This window comes from Embleya sp. NPDC025285 (genome assembly GCF_055558835.1).
The window spans coordinates 1-3,899 of record NZ_JBVHLU010000241.1 but is presented as its reverse complement, the minus strand read 5'-3'; the positions used below and the strand labels follow the sequence as shown (position 1 = coordinate 3,899).

Sequence of the window (3,899 nt, the reverse complement as noted above, 5' to 3'; positions counted from 1 at the left end):
ACATACGCCGGATGCTCCAACCGCGCCCCATCCGAACGCACGAAGTCCGAACGCTCCACATCCGACAGATCCGCCCCCGACAACCCCGCCAACTCCGCCCGCACCGAAGGATCGTCGAGATCGACGGTGTGCTCGCCCACGATCTCGCCGGCGGTGAGCACGCACACCGGTCGGGACTCGTCGACCATCCAGGCGATGCGTTCGCGCGGCAGGTCACGCTCCAACGGGAGGTAGGCGGCACCGGTCTTGAGCACCGCGAACAACGCCGCCACCATGTCGGCGGTCCGCGGCAACGCCAGACCCACCACCCGCTCCGGACCCGCACCCCGCACCCGCAACAACCGCGCGATCCGATTCGACCGCTCGTTCAACTCCCGATACGACCACACCAACGGCGCCGCACCATCCGGATCCTGCACCACCGCAACCGCATCCGGAACCAACCCCGCACGCTCCTCCAACAAATCCGCCACCGTCACCTCCGGCACCGGATGCGAAGTCGCGTTCCACTCGGCCACGATCCGCGTGCGCTCTGCGGGCGACAGCAGTTCGTACGCGCCCACGCGGCGGTTCGGGTCGTCGGTGATCCCGGCGAGCAGCCTCAGCAGCCGCTCGGCGAAGTCCTCGACGGTGGTGTGGTCGAAGAGGTCCGCCGCGTATTCGATGCCCAGCTCGACCGCGCCCTCCGGCACCGCGGCCAGATCGGTCTCGCGGAAGACGAAGTCGAGGTCGAACTTGGCGGTGGGTGGGGTGAATCGTTCGCCGACCGGTGCGATGTCGCCGAAGCGGACCTCGCCCACGCCCTGGTTCTGATAGCCGACCATCACCTGGAACAGCGGGTTGCGGCCGAGCGAACGCGCCGGGTTGAGTTCCTCCACGAGGCGCTCGAACGGCAGGTCCTGGTGCGCGAACGCGTCCAGGTCGGTGTCTCGCACCCGGGCCAGCAGGTCGGCGAAGGTCGGGTTGCCGGTCACGTCCGCACGGATGACCACGGTGTTGACGAAGAAGCCGATCAGGTCGCCGAGTGCCTCGTCGTCGCGCCCGGCCACCGGACTACCCAGTGGGATGTCGGTGCCGGCGCCGAGGCGGTGCAGCAGCGCCGCCACCGCCGCCTGGTAGAACATGAACGCGCTGGCGCCGGCGGCCGAGGCCACGGCACGTACGCGCTGGGCGAGTTCGGCGGCGATCAGGCGTTCGATGGTGCCGCCCCGGTAGCCGGCCACCGTGGGGCGCGGCCGGTCGGCGGGGATCTCCAGTTCCTGGGGCAGTGCGGCCAGAGCGTTGCGCCAGTAGGCGAGTTGGTGAGCGTAGCGGCTGGTGGGATCGGCCGGATCGCCGAGCAGGTCGCGCTGCCACAACGTGTAGTCGCCATATTGCAGCGGTAGCGGCTCCCACGCGGGTGCGTGCCCCGCCGAGCGCGCGGTGTAGGCCGCGGCGAGGTCCTGTGCGAACGGCCGGATGGACCACTCGTCGATCGCGATGTGGTGGAACACCGCGAGGAGCACGTGCTCGTTAGGGCCGACCCGGAAGACCGTGGTCCGCAGCGGCAGTTCGGTGGCCAGGTCGAAGGGGCGGCGGGTGGCCTCGGCGACCAGCGCGGCCAGCGCGGATTCGGTGTCGATGGCGCCCAGGGTGTCGGTGTCGGCGAACTCGACGACGGCGTGCGCGTCCTCCGGGGCCAGGATGTGTTGGAACACCTCGGCGGCGTCGCTTCCCGCGGGCTCCTGCGCCGCGACGCACAACGTGCGCAACGTTTCGTGACGGTTCGTCACGTCCTGTACGGCGGCGCGGAGCGCCGCTCGGTCCAGCATCCCGCGCAATCGGACCGCGATCGGTTCGTGGTAGGCCGCGCTCGCCGTCTCGAATTGGCCGAGCAGCCACAGCCGCCGCTGGGCGAACGACAGCGGCACCCGGTCGGGGCGCTCCTGCCGCGTGACGGCGGGCCGCAACGACCGGGCGCCCGCCTCGTCCGTCCCGGCGCGTTCCGCGAGCAGCGCGGCCAGTGCGGCGGTGGTCGGGGCGGTGAACACGTCCCGGATGGCGATCTCGACGCCGAGCGCGCCGCGGGCCTTGGCGGCCAATCGGGCGGCGAGCAGGGAGTGGCCACCGAGGTCGAAGAAGTTGTCCTCGGCGCCGATGTCGGCGACGCCGAGCACCTCGGCGAACAGCGCGCACAGGGCGAGTTCGGCTGCGCCGGCCGGTGCCCGCGTGGGCGCGCGACCGACGCCGGCGTCGGGGGCGGGCAGCGCGCGACGGTCGAGTTTGCCGTTGACGGTGAGCGGGAGTCGATCGAGCGGGACGAATCCGGCGGGCACCATGTACTCGGGCAGCCGCTCGCGCAGGAACGCGCGCAGCCGGGGTACCAGCGTGCCCGCCTCACGGGCGGCGGCGGGGTGGTTGGCGTAGCCGGACAGGTCGGCACGGCCCGAACCCGTGGCCACGTAAGTGCCCGATACGGCATTCGCGGCTCGCTCTCCGGCCACGAACACCGCGTCGAAGGACCCGGATCCGGCGCTCGACCAGGTCGCGGCCACGGTGTAGCCCTGGGCCGCGCCCAGCGCGTACAGCGTCTCGGGCTCGATCGCCGCGTCGTCGGCCTGCTCGGCCGCGGTGCGCGCGTCGCGTGCCTCGGTGCTCGTGCCGCCGTTGGCCAGCACGCGCTCCGCGGCGATTTCGCCCGCGAGTCGGGCATTGGGTACGGCTCGCACGCGCAGCGCGTCGGGCCGATCATCGGTCAGCCGGCGGGCGACCGCGTCGGTTCCCTCGGCGGCGTTCCACGGCAGGCTCGGTATGTCGGCGAGGGTCGTGGCCGGGTCGCCGCCGACTCGGCGCAGTACCGCGTCGTAGCGGTGTCGGGACAGCTCGTTGTGCAGGTGTCCGCGTTTGATCCGCAGGTCGACGCCCGCGAGGTCGGGCAGCAGATCGGTCAGGGCGTCGAAGTAGTCCGGGTCGACCAGGAGTTCCTTCTCCAGCAGCACGGCGCGCTCGATCGCGGCGCGCACACTCGCGTCGTCGGTGTCCGGTGTCGCCTGGCCGAGTCGAATCGCGGTGTGGAAGGTACGGGCGAGCCGCAGGTTGCGCACGTCGCCGACGAAGACCGCTCCGCCGGGCCGGACCAGGTCGAGCGCGCGGCGCAGCACGTCGGTGAGGTAGTCCAGGCTCGGGAAGTACTGGGCGACCGAGTTGATCACCACCGTGTCGAAGAACGCCTCCGGCAAGTCGCCGAGTTCGTGCGCCGGGGCGGTGCGCAGCTCGACCTTCGCGGCGAGTTCGGGGTCCCGGGCCAGGTCCGCGCGCAGCTTCTCGATGACCGGGGCGGCGAAGTCGGTTGCCCAGTAGCTCTGGCTCGCGGGCGCCAGTTCGCCCAGGAGCAGGCCGGTGCCGACGCCGATCTCCAGGATTCGTGACGGGCGCAGTTCGGCGATGCGTCGGATGGTCTCGGCGCGCCATTCGCGCATGTGCGCGAGCGGGATCGGCGCGCCGTCGTAGCTGCTGTCCCAGCCGGCGAAGTCCTCGGTGAACACCGCCGTGTCGATGGCGGTGTACTCGTCGGCGTAGATCTGCCGCCATTCCGCGATGTGTTCGTCGTTGGCGTGCGCGTCGACGGGTCCGGCCGTCTCGGGCACGACGTAGGCGGTGAGCTGTACCGCGCCGTCCGGGCCGGTAGTGGGCACGATCGCGCTGCGGGCCACCTGCGGATGGGTGTCCAACACGCTTTGGATCTCGGCGGGTTCGATGCGGTGGCCGCGGATCTTGATCTGGTCGTCGGTGCGGCCGAGGTAGTCGATGATGCCGTCCGGGCGACGCCGCGCGAGGTCGCCGGTGCGGTAGAGGCGGCTGCCGGGCGGCCCGTACGGATTCGCCACGAACCGCGCGGCCGTTTGTCCGGCGGCGTTGAG

Annotated in this window: 1 protein-coding gene; it reads right to left on the bottom strand. The window is 71.6% G+C overall.

Annotated elements, in window-relative coordinates; genetic code table 11:
- On the bottom strand, nucleotides 1-3,899 hold a 3,899-nt coding region (locus ACZ4FV_RS51750; RefSeq protein WP_465328389.1), incomplete at both ends, for a condensation domain-containing protein.